Source organism: Rehaibacterium terrae, assembly GCF_014202935.1.
In the GTDB taxonomy this organism is placed as follows: domain Bacteria; phylum Pseudomonadota; class Gammaproteobacteria; order Xanthomonadales; family Xanthomonadaceae; genus Rehaibacterium; species Rehaibacterium terrae.
Genome location: NZ_JACHHX010000001.1, coordinates 185,072 through 200,546, shown reverse-complemented (window position 1 = coordinate 200,546; position 15,475 = coordinate 185,072). Strand labels below are relative to the sequence as shown.

16 protein-coding genes are annotated in these 15,475 nt (G+C 69.4%); 13 read left to right on the top strand and 3 right to left on the bottom strand.

The features are described from left to right. Window positions 1-201: 201 nt before the first annotated feature. The 7 genes from HNQ58_RS00850 (at window position 202) to yeiP (ending at window position 6,392) form a co-directional block, all read left to right on the top strand. The gene (locus HNQ58_RS00850; protein WP_183946888.1) at window positions 202-642 is read left to right on the top strand and encodes an endonuclease domain-containing protein; all 441 of its coding nucleotides are present in this window, start codon (window positions 202-204) and stop codon (window positions 640-642) included. Beyond that, window positions 639-1,133: a cupin domain-containing protein gene (locus HNQ58_RS00845; protein ID WP_183946887.1), complete on the top strand. Its 495-nt coding sequence runs from the start codon at window positions 639-641 to the stop codon at window positions 1,131-1,133. The genes HNQ58_RS00850 and HNQ58_RS00845 overlap by 4 nt, the downstream gene beginning before the upstream one ends. Then, complete coding sequence (locus tag HNQ58_RS00840) at window positions 1,133-3,130, top strand: acetyl/propionyl/methylcrotonyl-CoA carboxylase subunit alpha (RefSeq protein WP_183946886.1); 1,998 nt, start codon at window positions 1,133-1,135, stop codon at window positions 3,128-3,130. Before HNQ58_RS00845 ends, HNQ58_RS00840 begins: the two co-directional genes overlap by 1 nt. A gap of 185 nt (window positions 3,131-3,315) precedes the next feature. Further along, entirely contained in the window at window positions 3,316-4,215 is a 900-nt protein-coding gene (locus HNQ58_RS00835) for a hydroxymethylglutaryl-CoA lyase (RefSeq protein WP_183946885.1), read from the top strand. Between the two features lie 112 nt (window positions 4,216-4,327). Beyond that, window positions 4,328-4,819 carry a GNAT family N-acetyltransferase gene (locus HNQ58_RS00830; protein ID WP_183946884.1) on the top strand — a complete coding sequence of 164 codons (492 nt, stop codon included), beginning with the start codon at window positions 4,328-4,330 and terminating at the stop codon, window positions 4,817-4,819. A 120-nt stretch (window positions 4,820-4,939) separates the two neighbouring features. Beyond that, complete coding sequence (locus HNQ58_RS00825; RefSeq protein WP_183946883.1) at window positions 4,940-5,710, top strand: SDR family NAD(P)-dependent oxidoreductase; 771 nt, start codon at window positions 4,940-4,942, stop codon at window positions 5,708-5,710. Window positions 5,711-5,828: 118 nt separating this feature from the next. After that, window positions 5,829-6,392 (top strand): elongation factor P-like protein YeiP, encoded by a 564-nt coding sequence (yeiP, locus tag HNQ58_RS00820; protein ID WP_183946882.1) that lies wholly within the window; start codon window positions 5,829-5,831, stop codon window positions 6,390-6,392. Between the two features lie 26 nt (window positions 6,393-6,418). Here yeiP and HNQ58_RS00815 read toward each other — a convergent pair whose 3' ends face one another. Then, the gene (locus HNQ58_RS00815; protein WP_183946881.1) at window positions 6,419-6,964 is read right to left on the bottom strand and encodes an NUDIX hydrolase; all 546 of its coding nucleotides are present in this window, start codon (window positions 6,962-6,964) and stop codon (window positions 6,419-6,421) included. 102 nt (window positions 6,965-7,066) lie between these two features. On the opposite strand from HNQ58_RS00815, the gene nhaC reads away from it, so the two are divergent. After that, window positions 7,067-8,551 carry a Na+/H+ antiporter NhaC gene (gene nhaC / locus HNQ58_RS00810; protein WP_183946880.1) on the top strand — a complete coding sequence of 495 codons (1,485 nt, stop codon included), beginning with the start codon at window positions 7,067-7,069 and terminating at the stop codon, window positions 8,549-8,551. Between the two features lie 40 nt (window positions 8,552-8,591). Beyond that, a complete protein-coding gene (locus HNQ58_RS00805) occupies window positions 8,592-9,941 on the top strand; it encodes a sodium-dependent transporter (RefSeq protein WP_183946879.1) in 1,350 nt (449 codons plus the stop codon). A 79-nt stretch (window positions 9,942-10,020) separates the two neighbouring features. Here HNQ58_RS00805 and HNQ58_RS00800 read toward each other — a convergent pair whose 3' ends face one another. Both HNQ58_RS00800 and HNQ58_RS00795 read right to left on the bottom strand, forming a co-directional pair. After that, window positions 10,021-11,442, bottom strand: a complete 1,422-nt coding sequence (locus HNQ58_RS00800) for a DNA recombination protein RmuC (protein WP_183946878.1) — start codon at window positions 11,440-11,442, stop codon at window positions 10,021-10,023. 142 nt (window positions 11,443-11,584) lie between these two features. Continuing rightward, window positions 11,585-11,914, bottom strand: a complete 330-nt coding sequence (locus tag HNQ58_RS00795) for a high-potential iron-sulfur protein (protein ID WP_183946877.1) — start codon at window positions 11,912-11,914, stop codon at window positions 11,585-11,587. A gap of 123 nt (window positions 11,915-12,037) precedes the next feature. Here HNQ58_RS00795 and HNQ58_RS00790 point away from each other — a divergent pair, with 123 nt between their 5' ends. The 4 genes from HNQ58_RS00790 (at window position 12,038) to HNQ58_RS00775 (ending at window position 15,457) form a co-directional block, all read left to right on the top strand. Next, on the top strand, window positions 12,038-12,676 hold the full coding sequence (locus tag HNQ58_RS00790; protein WP_183946876.1) for a methylthioribulose 1-phosphate dehydratase: 639 nt from the start codon (window positions 12,038-12,040) through the stop codon (window positions 12,674-12,676). Then, window positions 12,673-13,230: a 1,2-dihydroxy-3-keto-5-methylthiopentene dioxygenase gene (locus tag HNQ58_RS00785; RefSeq protein WP_183946875.1), complete on the top strand. Its 558-nt coding sequence runs from the start codon at window positions 12,673-12,675 to the stop codon at window positions 13,228-13,230. Before HNQ58_RS00790 ends, HNQ58_RS00785 begins: the two co-directional genes overlap by 4 nt. A gap of 79 nt (window positions 13,231-13,309) precedes the next feature. After that, a complete protein-coding gene (mtnC, locus tag HNQ58_RS00780; RefSeq protein ID WP_183946874.1) occupies window positions 13,310-14,008 on the top strand; it encodes an acireductone synthase in 699 nt (232 codons plus the stop codon). A gap of 18 nt (window positions 14,009-14,026) precedes the next feature. Beyond that, window positions 14,027-15,457: a C13 family peptidase gene (locus HNQ58_RS00775; protein ID WP_183946873.1), complete on the top strand. Its 1,431-nt coding sequence runs from the start codon at window positions 14,027-14,029 to the stop codon at window positions 15,455-15,457. The last annotated feature ends 18 nt before the right edge of the window (window positions 15,458-15,475 follow it).

Here is a 15,475-nt window from a genome sequence, read left to right as displayed (position 1 = left end):
GCATGCCGCGTCGGCAAGCATCGACGCCCACCCAGGCGACGACCGCTCCTGCTCCCACCCCCACTCCGGCCCTCCCCCTGAGGGGGAGGGGGACAAGCATGTCGCGTCGGCAAGCATCGACGCCCACCCAAGCGACGAGCGCTCCTGCTCCCTCCCCTTCAAGGGGAGGGCCGGGGTGGGGATGGTGTTAGCGAGGCCCACATGCGCGGACAGACCAACCGAAAAATTCTCGGCCCCGGCCTGCAGAAGACCTTGCGCAAGGCGCCGACCGATGCCGAACGCATGCTGTGGCGGTACCTGCGCGACAAACAACTTGGCGGCTGCAAGTTCCGTCGCCAGCACCCCTATTACGATTACATCCTCGATTTCGTCTGCATCGACCGGAAACTCATCGTCGAACTCGATGGCGGCCAGCATGCCGATCGGACCGAAGCGGATCGCGCGCGCGACGCTGCGCTCGCTGCCGACGGCTTTTACGTGCTGCGATTCTGGAACCATGATGTGCTTGCCCGGACCGAGGCGGTGCTGGAAACCATCCTGCGCGCCTTGGGCGAGCGACAGCCGAAGCAACACCACGCCCACCCCGGCCCTCCCCCTGAGGGGGAGGGAGAAGAGCTAGCGCCCGTGAGCGAGAACGCATGAACAGGCCGATCCTCAACATCGACGAGATCGAGTTCGAGCCGTGGCGGCACGGTAAGAAGTACGAAGCCCGCCCCGGTCAGATCGCCCGGCGCATCGGCGCGCGCAAGCTCGGCTACGGGCTGGCCGTGCTGCCGCCTGGCAAGTGCGCATTCCCGCGTCACAGCCATCGCGTCAACGAGGAGATGTTCTTCGTCCTCGAAGGCACGGGCGAGCTGCGCGTGGGCGACGCGCGCCATCCGATCCGTGCCGGCGACGCAATCGCCTGCCCGCCCGGCGGGCCGGAAACCGCGCACCAGATCGTCAACACCGGCGACAGCGAGCTGAAGTACCTGGCGGTGAGCACGATGCAGCACCCGGAGATCGTGGAGTATCCCGACTCCGGCAAGTTCGGCGTGCGCGCCATCGACGACGACGCGGGCGGCAAGCCGCGCGTGTTCCGCTACAACGGCCGGGCCGAGGCCAGCCTCGATTACTGGGACGGCGAAGACTGATGTTCGACAAGATCCTGATCGCCAACCGCGGCGAGATCGCCTGCCGCGTCATCCGCACCTGCCGCCGGCTGGGCATCCGCACGGTGGCGGTGTTCTCCGATGCCGATGCCGACGCGCAGCACGTGCGGCTGGCCGACGAGGCGCACCACATCGGGCCGCCGCCACCGGGCGAGTCCTACCTGCGCGGCGAGCGCATCCTCGACATCGCGAAAAAGACCGGCGCGCAGGCGATCCATCCCGGCTACGGCTTTCTGTCGGAGAACGCCGACTTTGCCGAGGCGGTGGAACGGGCCGGCCTGGTCTTCATCGGCCCCAAGGCCGCCTCGATGCGCAAGATGGGCTCCAAGGCCGGCGCCAAGGAGCTGATGGCCGCGCACGGCGTGCCGGTGGTGCCCGGCTACACCGGCGAGGACCAGGATCCGGCACTGCTGCGGCGCGAGGCCGACCGCATCGGCTACCCGCTGATGATCAAGGCCGCGCACGGCGGCGGCGGCAAGGGCATGCGCATCGTGCGCACGGCCGGCGAGTTCGCCGCCGCGCTGGAAAGCTGCCAGCGCGAGGCGACCGGCGCCTTCGGTCGCGACCGGGTGCTGCTGGAGCGCTACATCCAGCAACCACGCCACATCGAGTTCCAGATCTTCGGCGACGGCCACGGCCGCATCATCCACCTCGGCGAGCGCGAGTGCTCGGCGCAGCGCCGCTACCAGAAGATCATCGAGGAATCGCCCTCGCCGCTCCTGACGCCCGCGCTGCGCGCGCGGATGGGCGAGGCGGCGGTGGCCGCCGGCCGCGCCATCGACTACGTCAACGCCGGCACGGTGGAATTCATCGTCGGTGCGGATGGCGACTTCTACTTCATGGAGATCAACACCCGTCTGCAGGTCGAGCACCCGGTGACCGAGCTCGTCACCGGGCTGGATCTGGTCGAGTGGCAGCTGCGCGTGGCCGCTGGCGAGGCGCTGCCGCTGGCGCAGGACCAGGTGCGCCACACCGGCCACGCCATCGAGGTGCGGCTGTACGCGGAAGACCCGGAGGCCGGCTTCCTGCCCGGCTCGGGCAGGCTGGAGAAGCTCGTCCTGCCGCCGCCGTCGGCGCAGGTCCGCCTCGATGGCGGCGTGGTCGAGGGCGACACGGTGACGATCTTCTACGACCCGATGATCGCCAAGCTGATCGTCCACGGCGCCGACCGCCGCGCCGCGCTGGCCACGCTGGCCGATGCGCTGGCGCGCAGCGAAATCGTCGGACCCAAGTCGAACATCGAATTCCTGGAGCGGCTGATCCGTCATCCGGTGGTGGTCGAGGGCCGCATCGACACCGGCTACCTCGACCGCCATCTGGACGAGGTGCTGTCCGAGCCCGCCCCGCCCACGCCACGCGAACTGGCCGCCGCCGCCACCGCCGCGCTGCTGCACGACGAGGCCGCGGTGCGCGAACAGGCAGCACGCTCCGGCGACCCGACCTCGCCTTGGGCGATCGCCGACGGCTGGCGCCTCGGCCATGCCGGCGAGCGCCGGCTGGTGCTGCAGCATCGCGGCGTCCGCCACGAGCTGCACGCCGCCGGCAGCGCGGGCGACTACCGTCTTCGCGGCGACGGCTTCGCGCTCACCATCACCGGCGCCCGCATCGTCGACGGCATGCTGTCGGCGCGCTTCGACGGCGAGAGCGCGCGTTACCTGGTGCGTGCCGATGCCGACGCGACGACCGTCCACGACGGCCACCGCCGCGTCCGCTTCGAGCGTGTCGGCGCTTTCCATTTCGAAGGCGAAACCGATGCCGGCGCCGGCAACCGCCTCGCCGCGCCCATGCCCGGCCGCATCGTGCTGGTGAAAGTGGCGCCGGGCGACCGCGTCGACGAGGGCCAGGAGCTGCTGGTCATGGAAGCCATGAAGATGGAGCTGACCTTGCGCGCGCCACGCGCCGGCACCGTCGCCGAGGTACGCGCCGCCGCCGGCGACTTCGTCGAGGGCGACGCGGCGCTGGTGATGCTGGAGGAGTAGCCGCCGGAGACCGGGAATCGGGAATGGGAAATCGCGGGGAGCGAGCCACCGGCACCGCCTGCGGCGGCCCGAAGCACGACCGCCGGGCCGGCTTCCGCCACGCCCGCCCCGATTCCAGATTCCAGATTCCCGACGCCCGACACAGATGGAACGATGAGCCGATGCGCTCGATGGAGAACGCCCCCATGACCGCCCTGCCCGCCGCCGTCCGCATCGTCGAAGTCGGCCCTCGCGATGGCCTGCAGAACGAGAAGACCCTCGTCCCGACCGCGGACAAGATCGCCCTGATCGACCGCCTGTCCGCCACCGGCCTGCGCACGATCGAGGCGACCAGCTTCGTCAGCCCGAAGTGGGTGCCACAACTGGCCGATGCCGCCGAAGTCTACGCCGGCATCCGCAAGCAGCCGGGCGTGAGCTACCCGGTGCTGGTGCCCAATCTGCAGGGCTACCAGCGAGCCAGAGCGGTCGGGGTGACCGAGATCGCGGTCTTCACGGCCGCCTCGGAAGCCTTCAACCGCAAGAACATCAACGCCTCGATCGAGGAGTCGATCGCGCGCTTCGAACCGGTGCTGGAGCAGGCCAGGGCCGATGGCGTGAAGGTGCGCGGCTACGTCTCGACCGTGCTCGGCTGCCCCTACCAGGGGGAGGTGCCGCTGGCCGACGTGGTGCGGGTGGCCAGACGCCTGCACGAGCTGGGTTGCTACGAAATCTCGCTCGGTGACACCATCGGCGTCGGCACGCCGGGCAAGGCGCGCGAGATGCTGCGCGCGGTGGCCGGCGAGGTGCCGATGGCGGCGCTGGCGGTGCACTTCCACGACACCCGTGGTCAGGCGCTGGCCAACATCCTGGCCTGCCTGGAGGAAGGCGTCGCCGTGGTCGATGCCGCCGTGTCGGGCACCGGCGGTTGCCCCTACGCGCACGGCGCCAGCGGCAACGTCGCCACCGAAGACGTGGTGTACATGCTCGAAGGCATGGGCATCGCCACCGGCGTGGACCTGACGAAGCTGGTCGAAACCGGCCGCTGGCTGGCCAACCTGCTCGGCCGCGAGACAGGCAGCAAGGTGACGCGCGCCACGGCGGCTTGAGCCCTCACCCCGCCGTGTGATGCCGGCTCATGGCTGGCATGACGCGAACTCGTTTCCTTTCGCGGGCAGTGGCGGCGACACTGATGCGTCGCCGAGCCGCCCGCCAGACCCGATGAACGCATCCGTCTTCTCCATCCGCCCGATCGCAGCGGACGACGACGAAGCCGTCGCGGCGATCATCCGCACCGTCATGACCGAGTTCGGCGCCGACGGCCCCGGCTTCGCCATCCACGACCCCGAGGTGGCACACATGAGCCGTGCCTACGACCGCCCCGGCGCGGCCTATTTCGTGGTCGAGAAGGACGGCGCGGTGATGGGCGGCGGCGGCGTGGCGCCGCTCGACGGCGGGCCGGGGGACGTGTGCGAGTTGCGCAAGATGTACTTCCTGCCAGCCCTGCGCGGCCTGGGCGCCGGCGCGGCGATGATGTCGCGCTGCCTCGCCGCCGCCCGCGCGCTCGGCTACCGCCGCTGCTATCTGGAAACCCTGCACGGCATGGACGCGGCGCAGAAACTCTACGAGCGCACCGGCTTCCGCCGGCTCGACGCGCCCATGGGCCGCACCGGGCACTTCGGCTGCAACCGCTTCTACCTGCTCGACCTGTGAGCTCCCGTCGCGGCGGCCGCAACCACAAAATCAGCGGGCACCGGAGTGCGACCCGAGCCGCTCATGCCGGTGCCCCGGGCGTGGGGTAAAATCGCGGTTTTCATCGACGCAGGATTCCCCATGCAGCTCAACGATGTCCGTGCCGTCGTCACCGGCGGCGTCTCCGGCCTTGGCCTCGCCACCGCCCAGCACATCGTCGCCAACGGCGGCAAGGTCGCGCTGCTCGACATCAACGACGACAAGGGCGCCGCCGCCGTCGCCGCGCTCGGCGCCGACAAGGCGAAGTACTTCCGCACCGACGTCACCGACGAGGAACAGGTCAAGGCCGACCTTGCCGCCGCCCGGGAGTTCATGGGCGGCCTGAACGCGGCGATCAACTGCGCCGGCATCCTCGGTGCCGGCCGCGTGCTCGGCAAGGAGGGGCCGATGCCGCTCAAGCAGTTCTCGACCACGGTGATGATCAACCTGGTCGGCAGCTTCAACGTCGCCAAGGCCGCCGCCGACCTGATGCAGCACAACACGCCGGGTGTCGATGGCGAGCGCGGCGTGATCGTCAACACCGCCAGCGTGGCCGCCTACGAGGGCCAGATTGGCCAGGCCGCCTATTCAGCCTCCAAAGGCGGCGTGGTCGGCATGACCCTGCCGATGGCACGCGAGCTGGCCCGCTTCGGCATCCGCGTGATGACGATCGCCCCGGGCATCTTCTGGACCCCGATGGTGGATGGCATGCCGCCGCAGGTGCAGGAGTCGCTGGGCGCTTCGATCCCGTTCCCCTCGCGACTGGGTCGTCCGGACGAATTCGCCGACCTGGTCGGCTTCATCCTCACCCACACTTACCTCAATGGCGAGACCATACGCCTCGACGGCGCCGTGCGCCTGGCACCCAAGTAAGTAAGCCCATGGTTGGTCCGCACGAGCGGCGGGGACCACGACCGGAGCATCGCAGTGCCCGGGTCGCGGCTGAAGCCGCCCTTGCGACCGATTCCGAATCCCCGAGCCCGACCTGACCATGAAAGCCTCCGACATCAAGCGCGGCAACGTCGTCGAATACAACAACACCGTCTACCAGGTGCGCGACATCGAGCGCAGCGCACCGCAGGGCCGTGGCGGCAACGTCACCTTCCGCTTCACCCTGTACAGCGTGCCGGGCGGCCAGAAATACGACCTGAGCCTGCGTGCCGAGGACGAGCTGAAGGAAGTCGAGCTCAGCCGCCGCATGGCGACCTTCTCGTACAAGGACGGCGAGGCGTTCGTCTTCCTCGACGCCGAGGACTACACGCCTTACCAGCTCGACGCCGACGTGGTCGGCGACGCCGCCGGCTACATCACCGACGGGCTGGAAGGCTGCTACGTGCAGATCATCGACGACCAGCCGGTAGGCCTGCAGCTGCCACAGAACGTGACGCTGGAAGTGGTCGACACCCCACCCGAGCTCAAGGGCGGCACCGCCACCAAGCGCCCGAAGCCGGCGAGGCTGAACACGGGCATCGAGATCATGGTTCCCGAGTACATCGCCAACGGCGAGCGGATCCTGGTCAACACAGTCACCGGCGAGTACGTCGGCCGGGCCTGACCGCGGCAGCCAGACCCGGGCACGCTTCAGCGCGCCAGCCACTTGCGCGCCATGCGGCGCACGGAGTCGTCGATGTCAGGGTCGTCAGCCACTTCCACTATGTCGCGCCAGGCCAGGTCGTGCGATTCCTCGCCGACGACGAAACGCTCGTCGGCGCCGGCCAGCACCAGGTAACGCACGTCGTAGTGCCAGTGCGCCGGCTCATGGCCGCGCGCCGGGATCATGTGCCGGTCGAGGTCGAAGATCGCCGGCTCCACCCGCAGCCCGGCCAGCCCGGTTTCCTCCTCCGCCTCGCGCAGCGCCACCCGCGCCAGGTCGGCATCGCCATCGGCATGGCCGCCCGGCTGCAGCCAGCGGCCGAGCTTGCGGTGGTGGGTGAGCAGCACGCGCCGGCCGTCGCCGCTCACCACCCAGGCCGAGCCGGTGAAATGGCCGACGGCGTGGTGGCGCTCGAACACATCCGGGTGCGAACCGAGGAAGGCCAGGAACAGTCCGGCGGTATCGGCTTGGGTCGGCCAGGCGGCGGCGAAGGCCGCAAGGTCCGCGGAAAGCTTGCGGCGAAGGTCATCCATTCGGTTCGGTATAGATGGCACGGGAGCGGGAGTGTACCCCCGCACTTCGCGCGCGCGTGACCGGACGGTTACACTCCGGGCTTCCTTCCGGGGGAGGACCCGATGAACGACGCCGCCACCGCGCCCGCACTGCGCGATCCCAGCCTGTTGCAGGCGCTGACGCCGCTGCTGTTCCTGGCGGTGATGCTCTCGCTTTCGGTCCATCTGTACTCGGACGACGCCTCCTACGGCGCCAACCAGATCGCACTGCTGCTGGCCGCCGGCATCGCATCGTTGATCGGCATGCGCAACGGCCACCGCTGGGCCGACATCCAGGACAGCCTGGTCCACGGCATCTCGCTGGCGATCGTGCCGATCTTCATCCTGCTGGCGGTCGGTGCGCTGATCGGCACCTGGATACTCAGCGGCACCGTGCCGACGCTGATCATCTACGGCCTGAAGCTGCTGCATCCGTCGTTCTTCTACCCGGCCGCCTGCCTGATCTGCGCGATCGTGGCGCTGACCATCGGCAGCTCGTGGACGGTGGCCGGCACGCTCGGCGTGGCGCTGATCGGTGTGGCGCAGGGGCTGGACATGTCGCTGCCGATCACTGCCGGCGCGATCATTTCCGGTGCCTACTTCGGCGACAAGATGTCGCCGCTGTCGGACACCACCAACATCGCTCCGGCCGCTGCCGGCAGCGAGCTGTTCGCGCATATCCGCCACATGATGTGGACCACTGGCCCGAGCATCGCCATCGCGCTGGTGCTGTTCGCGGCGATCGGCCTGTTGGGCGGTGGCCGCAGCGAGGGCGAGACGGCGCTGGGTGACCTGCCGACGGTGATGGCGGCGCAATTCGACACCGGTCCACACCTGCTGATTCCGCTGGTGGTGGTGTTCGTGCTGGCGATGCGCAAATTCCCGGCCTATCCGACGATCCTGATCGGCGCGCTGCTCGGCGCGCTGTTCGCGGTGATCTTCCAGCCGGCGGCAGTGATCAAGCTGGCCGGCAACGAGGCGCTGTCGCAACCGATGGCGCTGCTGTCGGGCGCGTGGATGGCGCTTTTCGACGGCTTCAAGGCCGACACCGGCAATGCCGCCGCCGACGAGCTGCTCTCGCGTGGCGGCATGAGCAGCATGCTCAACACTGTCTGGCTGATCATCTGCGCAATGGGCTTCGGCGCGGTGATGGAAAAGACCGGCCTGCTGGAGCGCATGATCCGCGCCGTGCTCAAGGCGGCCCGATCCACCGGCTCGCTGATCGCCGCCACGCTGGGCACCGCCATCGGCGCCAACGTGGTCGCTGCCGACCAGTACATGTCGATCGTGCTCACCGGCCGCCTGTACCGACCCGAGTACGAGCGCCGCGGGCTGGCGCCGGTGAACCTCAGCCGCGCGCTGGAGGATGCCGGTACGCTGACCTCGCCGCTGATCCCGTGGAACACCTGCGGCGCCTACATGGCGGCGACGCTGGGCGTGGCCACCTTCGACTACCTGCCCTACGCCTTCTTCAACCTGCTCAGTCCGCTGGTGGCGGCGGTGTTCGCCTACGCCGGCTTCAAGATCCTCAAGCTCCAGCCACAGCCGGCCGTGGTCCACCGCGGCTGATCCACCCATCTCCCACGCAGGCAACGCTCCGGAACACGATATGGAAAAGACCTCGATCCACGGCATGTGGTCCTCGCGCTTCGCGTTCATCCTCGCCGCCACCGGCTCCGCCGTCGGCCTGGGCAACATCTGGCGCTTTCCCTACATGACCTCGGACAACGGCGGCGGCGCCTTCGTGCTGGTGTACCTGCTCTGCGTGGCGATGGTCGCACTGCCGATCCTGTTCGCCGAGATCGCGATCGGCCGGCGCGGCCGCAGGAGTCCGATCCACAGCCTGATGGACATCACCCGCGAGGACGGTGTCTCGCGCGGCTGGGTCGGCATCGGCTGGATCAGCATCATCGCCGGCGTGCTGATCCTCTCCTTCTACAGCGTGGTCGCCGGCTGGACGCTGCACTACTCCTGGCTGTACGTAAAGCAGCTGTTCGGCGGCGCGGCGATCACCGATCCCGGCCTGGTGTTCGCCGAGCTGCTGTCGCACCCGTTCGAGCTGACCTTCTGGCATGCGGTGTTCATGGTGCTGACCATGGGCGTGGTGGCGCTGGGCGTCGAACAGGGCCTGGAGCGTGCGGTGAAGTTCCTGATGCCGGCGCTGTTCATCATGCTGCTGCTGCTGGTCGCCTACGGCGCCACCACCGGCCACCTCGGCGCGGCGGCGAGCTTCCTGTTCAACCCGGACTGGTCGAAGATCGACGGCGGCGTGTTCCTGCGCGCCATGGGCCAGGCGTTCTTCTCGCTCAGCCTGGGCATGTGCACGATGATGACCTACGGTGCCTACCTGCCGCGCGACGTGTCGGTGCCGCGCGTGGGCGCCACCGTGGCGCTGGCAGACACCGGCATCGCCCTGCTCGCGGGCCTGGCGATCTTCCCGATCGTGATCGGCTTCGGCATGGCGCCCACCGGCGGCGGCGCCGGCCTGATCTTCACTTCGCTGCCGCTGGCCTTCAACTCGATCCCGTTCGGCGTGGTCTACGGCCTGATCTTCTTCCTGCTGCTGGCCTTCGCCGCCTGGACCAGCTCGATCTCGCTGCTGGAGCCGGCGACCGCGTTCCTGGTCGAGCGCGGCGTCAGCCGCAAGACCGCGGCGCTGTCGATGGCCGCGTTCTGCTGGGGCCTGGGTCTGTTGTCGGTGCTCGGCTTCAACCACTGGTCGCACGTGAAGATCCTCGGCCGCGACATCATGAGCTTCATCGAGCTGATCGCGAACGACCTGATGCTGCCGCTCGGCGGCCTGCTGATCGCGCTGTTCGCCGGCTGGTTCATCAGCGGCGAGCGCATGCGCGAGCAGCTGCACGGCCTGCCGGCGCCGCTGTTCACGCTCTGGCGCTGGCTGGTGCGCGTGGTGGCGCCGGTGCTGGTGGCGGTGGTGCTGGTGCGCGCGGTGATCTGAGCGGGGCCGCATGGACGGGGCGTGATGCGCCCGCGCAGGCGCTCGCGCCTCATCGTGTGGTGGCGAGCAGGTGCCGGCTTCAGCCGGCGTCGGCGTCCTGCGCGCCTTCCGGCGCCGCCTCGCCGTCGCCGGCCCTGGACAGCAGTTCGCGCGGCAGGGACTTCTTGGCCGGCGCGCCCATCTCGGCGAGGCTGTGCACCTGCAGGATGACGCTGCCCTTGCCGCCCTCGGTGAGCCGGCGCAGCGCGCTGGCGTGCGATTTCTGCGCCCTCTCCAACTGTGTGCCGACGTTTTCCAGCTCGTTCACCAGCAGGGCGAAGTTGTCGTGCAGCAGGGCCGCCTTGCGGGCGATCTCCATGGCATTGACATTGCGCCGCTCGATCTTCCACAGGTGGGCCACGGTGCGCAGTGTGGCCAGCAGCGTGCTCGGGCTGACCAGCGAAATGTTCTTGCCCAGCGCGTAGCCGTAGAGCCCTTCGTCGGCGCGTACCGCCTCGATGAAGGCGGCCTCGACCGGCACGAACATCAGCACGAAATCGAGTGTGCGCAGGCCCGGCAGGTCGGTGTAGCCGCGCGCGGCCAAACCGTCGATGTGGCGCTTCAGCGAGGCCACGTGCTCGCGCAGCGCGGCGACACGCACCTCGTCGTCGGCCGCGGCGACGAAACGCTCGTAGGCCACCAGCGAGACTTTGGCGTCGATGACCAGATCCTTGTCGTCGGGCAGGTGCACCACCACGTCGGGACGTGGCCGGCCGCCGTCCTCGTCACGATAGCTGGCCTGGACCTCGTATTCGCGACCGGACTGCAGGCCGGAGGCCTCCAGCACGCGTTCGAGCACCAGCTCGCCCCAGGCGCCCTGCGCCTGGCTGTCGCCCTTCAGCGCGCGGGTGAGGTTGATTGCATCCTGGCTGATCCGCTCGTTGAGCTGCTTGAGCGTGTTGATCTCCTGCGCCAGCATGCCGCGCTCGCGCTGCTCGCTGGCCCAGGTCTGCTCGATCTTGTCGCGGAAGTCCTTGAGCTGGACCTTGAGCGGGTCGAGCAGGCCACCGAGCTGCTTCTCGTTGTGTTCGGCGAAGCGCCTGGCTTTCTCGTCGAGGATCTGCTGGGCCAGGTTCTGGAAGGCGTCGCGCAGTTTCGTCTCGGCCTGCTGCAGGAGTTGCAGCTTCTCCTCGGCAGCCAGCGCCTGTTCACGGCTGCTGGCCTGCAGCCGCGCGTGCTCGGCGCTCAGCGCCTGATGGCGCTGCTGCAGGGTCTCGTGGGCACGTGCCAGCTCGTCACGCTGACGGGCGATCTCCTCGCCACGCGAGCGCATCCCGGCCAGCTCGGCATCGAGCCGGCGGGCTTCATCGAGCACCTCATCCAGCCGCTGACGCAGCGCATCGAACTCTCCCTGCATCGCGCCCTCCCGTTCACGGAAGCGACGCGAAAGCCACAGGCCGGCACCGAGCGCGCCCAGCGCCAGGCCGACGGCGAACACCAGCAGTTCGTGGAAAGGTGACAAGGCAGACCCCGGGCATCGACGATGCCGTCGATTCTAGCCGCCGGACCGTCTCAACCTGCGAGACGGCCCGCAACTCACCCGGGGAGGGATGGGCCCGACCGCCCGGAGCCGGGCCGGGCAGACCGTCACGTGGGAGTGAGGATCAGCCGGCCTTCCTGGCCCAGGCCGAGCACCAACCCTTGGCCGCCACGTGGTGGCCCGGGAACAGGGTGCAGGGGCCCCACTCGGCGTCGCCGCCGGTCCAGAACTGGCAGTTGGCGCAGTCGCTGCCGGGCTTGAAGTTGGGATGCGTCAGGCCCTCGGTGCTCTCGACGTAGTTCAGAGCCTTGGCCTGCGGGTTGTCGAGCGGCAGCTTGGGCAGGTCCTGCGCGAAGGCCGGGCGGTCGATCAGGCGGATGCCCAGCGGAATCGCGACCGCAGCGGTGGCGGCGCGGACGAGGAAGGTGCGGCGGGAATTGCGCGACTCGGACATGGCTGGCTCCAGGCTGGCGTCGTCGAAACCAGGCCATCGTACACCCACGCCGTGAATGCACGGTTGACGCCGATCAAGGCGGCGACCAGCGGCGCGGCGTCAGCTATCCGCTAAACTGGTGCGATGAACGACGCTCTCCCCTACGATCCCGCGCGACTGGCCGCCTGCGCCCGCGACATCGTCGCCCATACCCGCGAGCTGGCCGCGCTGGGCTGGACGCCGGCCACCAGCAGCAACTTCTCGATGCGGCTGGACGACCGCCACGCCGCCATCACCGTCTCGGGCCGCGACAAGGGCCGGCTGACCGAGAGCGACATCATGGTGGTGGATTTCGACGGCCAGCCGGTCGGCGCCGCGCATCGTCCGTCGGCCGAAACGTTGCTGCACACCCAGCTCTACCGGCGCTTCCCCGACGTCGGCTGCGTACTGCACACCCACTCGCGCACCCAGACCGTGGCCTCGCGCCTGTTCGCCCTGGCCGGCAGCGTGCGCCTGGAAGGCTATGAACTGCTCAAGGCCTTCGCCGGGAACACCACCCACGAGGCGGCGGTCGACGTGCCGGTGCTGCCCAACAGCCAGGACATGCCCGCCCTCGCGGCCCGCGTCGAGGCGCTGCTGGAGCGGGGACCGCTGTGGGGCTACCTGATCGACGGTCACGGCCTGTACGCCTGGGGCCGCGACATGGCCGAGGCGCGCCGCCACCTGGAGGCCTTCGACTTCCTGCTGGCCTGCGAACTGGACCTGAGGAGACTGCACCAATGAGCCGCCTGCGCATCTTCGCCGAGAGCGACCCGACCACGCCGGTCTTCGAGACCCGCGACCATGCCGAAATGGCCGAGCGGCTACGCGCCATCGGCGTGCGCTTCGAGCAGTGGGAAGCTGCGCAGCCGGTCGTGCCCGGCGCTGCGCCGGAGGAGGTGATGGCCGCCTACCGCGCCGACATCGACCGGCTGGTCGCCGAGTACGGCTTCAACACGGTCGACGTGGTCAGCATCGCGCCGGACAACCCCAACAAGGACGCGGCTCGCGCCAAGTTCCTCGACGAGCATTATCACGTCGAGGACGAAGTGCGGTTCTTCGTGGCCGGCTCGGGGCTGTTCACCCTGCACCCGGACGAGCGCGTGTTCGAGGTGCTGTGCGAAGCCGGCGACCTGATCTCGGTGCCCGACCGCACCAGGCACTGGTTCGACATGGGGCCGCAGCCGAGCTTCATCGCCATCCGCTTCTTCAAGGAGCCGGATGGCTGGGTCGGCCACTTCACCGGCACCGACATCGCGCGGAAGTTTCCGCGCTACGAACCCGGCCAGGCCGGGTGACCGCATCCTGCAGGAGCGGCGGAAGCCGTCAGCCTTCGGCAGACGACCACGTCGTGCCTGCCACATCGCCCCGGACAGAATGAAAAGAACGATCCTCACCGACATCGAAGGCACCACCAGCAGCATCGCCTTCGTCAAGGACGTGCTGTTCCCGTACGCCCGCCGCGCCCTGCCCGCCTTCGTGCGCCGGCATGGCGACGAGCCGCAGGTGCGCAAGTGGCTGGACGCCGCGGCGCTGGACATCGGCGGGGTGTCGTCGGACGAGTGCATCGTCGAGGTCCTGCAGCAGTGGATCGACCAGGACCGCAAGCACACCGCGCTCAAGGCGCTGCAGGGCATGATCTGGCGGGCCGGCTACGAGGGCGCCGATTTCCACGCCCATGTCTATCCGGATGCGGCGCAGGCGCTGCGGCAGTGGCACGCGGCCGGCCATCCGCTGTATGTGTACTCCTCGGGCTCGGTGCCGGCACAGCGGCTGTTCTTCGCCCACACCGAGGCCGGCGACCTCACGCCGCTTTTTTCCGGTTACTTCGACACCGAGGTCGGCGGCAAGCGCGAAGCGCAAAGCTACCGCAACATCCTCGCCGCCATCGGCCGCGAGCCCGGCGAGGTGCTGTTCCTGTCCGATGTGGTCGAGGAACTGGACGCCGCCCGCGAGGCCGGGCTCGACACCGTGCTGCTCGACCGCCCGCAGGACTACCCGCAGCCGCGCACCGGCGAGGCCGCGCACGGGCATCGCCGGGTAACGTCCTTTGCCGAAATCCAGCCGGCCGCCTGAGCCCGCGACCATCGCCACATGAGCCCCGACGCATCCCCCGCGCGCCTGATCCGGCAAGGCCTGAGCCTCGGCCTGCTGCGCCGTCCGCGCGACCTGCCGGCCATCGCCGGCCCCGGCGCGTTCTTCGCCGCCTTCGCCCTGTTCGCACTGCTCGGCCTGGGCTGGGATTCGGCGACCACGGCGCCGCCACGCCACTTCGATTGGTCCGCGATCACCGACTACGCGCTCTATGCCGTGCTGGCACTGCTGGCCGGCTGGTCCGGTACCGCCGTGCTGCGCCGCCCGAGCCTGTGGCTGACACTGGCGGCATTGATCGTGCTGGCCAGCCTGCCGTCGACATTGGTGCTGCTGCTCGCCGGCCACTCCCTGCCCGATTCCGACTGGCGCGATCTCGTGCTGGAGGCCGGTTTCGTCCTCGTCGGCCTGGCGTATCTGGCCCGCAGTATCGGCTACCTCGCCGCCGGCGCCGGTCTCGTCCGCCGCATCGGCGCATGGTCGCTGTGTGCGCTGCTCTGGCTGCTGCCGACCTGGCTCTACCCGGTGGCTCCGTTCTGGTACACGCAATGGGACCAGACGCAGGACGAAGCCGATCACCCGCAACTCGACCTGCAGGCGCTGCTCGAAGCTCAGGACGCCCTGCTCGACCGCGCCCTGGCCGACCTGTCGCCGCAGCGGCCGGGCAGGATCGACCTGTACGTGCTCGGCTTCGCCGGCGATGGCCATGAATCGGTGTTCCGCAACGAGGTCGACTACCTGCAGCAGCTGTTCTCGCAGCGCTTCGACGCCGCCGGACGCACGCTCGGTCTGATCAACCATCCGCAAACCTTCGGCCACGCGCCGCTGGCCACCGTCGCCAACCTGCAGCTCGCCCTGCACCGCATCGGCGACCGGATGGATCGCGACGAGGACATCCTGCTGCTGTTCCTCACCACACATGGCAGCGAGGAACACGAGCTGCTGGTGCAGCTCGGCCCGCTGCCGATGCAGCAGCTCCGCCCGCACGATCTGCGCGCGGCACTGGACGTGTCCGGCATCCGCCACCGCGTGGTGGTCGTCTCGGCCTGCTATGCCGGCGGCTTCATCGACGCGTTGCGCGATCCGGACACGCTGGTGATCGCCGCCGCCCGCGCCGACCGTCCCTCCTTCGGCTGCGGCGAGGCATCGGAGATCACCTGGTTCGGCCGCGCCTTCCTCGTCGAGGCGCTGAACCGCACGCATGATTTCGTCGCTGCCTTCGAGCTCGCCAGCGAACTGATCGCCGGCTGGGAGCATGCGCAAGGTTTCGAGCGCTCGCACCCGCAGATCGCCGTCGGCGAGCGCATCGGCGCGCGGCTGGCCGCCTGGCGCGACGGCATCACGCCCGGGCCGCCGGTCGCGTTCGTGCCGACCGTGCCGACCGTGCCGGCGCCGCGGGGCGAGGCCCCCGCTGCCGCGCGGCAGGACTTGTAACAGCGGCTTCAGCCGCGC

Bases quoted from the DNA above. Each gene is read 5' to 3' on its own strand.
- yeiP (WP_183946882.1), top strand. From the start codon at position 5,829: ATGAAAGCCTCCGACATCAAGCGCGGCAACGTCGTCGAATACAACAAC.
- HNQ58_RS00845 (WP_183946887.1), top strand. From the start codon at position 639: ATGAACAGGCCGATCCTCAACATCGACGAGATCGAGTTCGAGCCGTGG.
- HNQ58_RS00795 (WP_183946877.1), bottom strand. From the start codon at position 11,914: ATGTCCGAGTCGCGCAATTCCCGCCGCACCTTCCTCGTCCGCGCCGCC.
- HNQ58_RS00805 (WP_183946879.1), top strand. From the start codon at position 8,592: ATGGAAAAGACCTCGATCCACGGCATGTGGTCCTCGCGCTTCGCGTTC.
- HNQ58_RS00835 (WP_183946885.1), top strand. From the start codon at position 3,316: ATGACCGCCCTGCCCGCCGCCGTCCGCATCGTCGAAGTCGGCCCTCGC.
- HNQ58_RS00775 (WP_183946873.1), top strand. From the start codon at position 14,027: ATGAGCCCCGACGCATCCCCCGCGCGCCTGATCCGGCAAGGCCTGAGC.
- nhaC (WP_183946880.1), top strand. From the start codon at position 7,067: ATGAACGACGCCGCCACCGCGCCCGCACTGCGCGATCCCAGCCTGTTG.
- HNQ58_RS00815 (WP_183946881.1), bottom strand. From the start codon at position 6,964: ATGGATGACCTTCGCCGCAAGCTTTCCGCGGACCTTGCGGCCTTCGCC.
- HNQ58_RS00830 (WP_183946884.1), top strand. From the start codon at position 4,328: ATGAACGCATCCGTCTTCTCCATCCGCCCGATCGCAGCGGACGACGAC.
- HNQ58_RS00785 (WP_183946875.1), top strand. From the start codon at position 12,673: ATGAGCCGCCTGCGCATCTTCGCCGAGAGCGACCCGACCACGCCGGTC.
- mtnC (WP_183946874.1), top strand. From the start codon at position 13,310: ATGAAAAGAACGATCCTCACCGACATCGAAGGCACCACCAGCAGCATC.
- HNQ58_RS00790 (WP_183946876.1), top strand. From the start codon at position 12,038: ATGAACGACGCTCTCCCCTACGATCCCGCGCGACTGGCCGCCTGCGCC.
- HNQ58_RS00840 (WP_183946886.1), top strand. From the start codon at position 1,133: ATGTTCGACAAGATCCTGATCGCCAACCGCGGCGAGATCGCCTGCCGC.
- HNQ58_RS00850 (WP_183946888.1), top strand. From the start codon at position 202: ATGCGCGGACAGACCAACCGAAAAATTCTCGGCCCCGGCCTGCAGAAG.
- HNQ58_RS00825 (WP_183946883.1), top strand. From the start codon at position 4,940: ATGCAGCTCAACGATGTCCGTGCCGTCGTCACCGGCGGCGTCTCCGGC.